1 protein-coding gene and 1 pseudogene are annotated in these 438 nt (G+C 60.5%); both read right to left on the bottom strand.

The window, feature by feature from the left end; translation table 11 throughout:
- The coding region (locus ODQ19_RS28025) for an ATP-binding cassette domain-containing protein (RefSeq protein ID WP_116600579.1) at window positions 1–171 on the bottom strand (171 nt) is incomplete at its 3' end.
- Window positions 168–438 (bottom strand): annotated as a pseudogene (locus ODQ19_RS28020) (arabinose ABC transporter substrate-binding protein); the annotation flags it as partial. The gene ODQ19_RS28025 and the pseudogene ODQ19_RS28020, both read right to left, overlap by 4 nt.

The following is a 438-nucleotide window of genomic DNA, read 5'->3' as shown; positions in this document are numbered from 1 at the left end:
TGGAATGTAGGCGCCGCCGAGGATCTTCAGCAGGGTCGACTTGCCTGCGCCGTTCTCGCCCATCAGCGCGTGCACCGAATGCGGCCGCGCTTCAAAGCTGATCTGCGCCAGGGCTTTCACACCGGGAAACTCCTTGCCGATGCCATTGAAACGCAGGGCTGCGCCGCTCATTTCCACAGGCCGATCTTGGTCAGTTCTTCCTGGAAATTGGCGCGGGTGATCAAGGTCACTTCGTCCATGGCGGTATATTTGGCCGGTTCCTTGCCGGTGGTGACCCACTCGTACATCGCCAGCGCGGTGTTGTAGCCCTCGATATGCGGGCTGGGCAGCATGGAGCCGAAGAAACCGCTGTCGGCTTTCTTCAATTCGCCGATGGCGTCAGTGCCATTGATGCCGATGCCGATCACGTTGGCGGCCTTGAAGCCGGCGCTCTCAGTA

It is taken from the genome of Pseudomonas sp. AM4(2022), assembly GCF_036346515.1.
In the GTDB taxonomy this organism is placed as follows: Bacteria; Pseudomonadota; Gammaproteobacteria; order Pseudomonadales; family Pseudomonadaceae; genus Aquipseudomonas; species Aquipseudomonas paracarnis.
The sequence above is the reverse complement of the archived record's forward strand: the minus strand, read 5'-3'. Positions and strand labels throughout refer to the sequence as shown.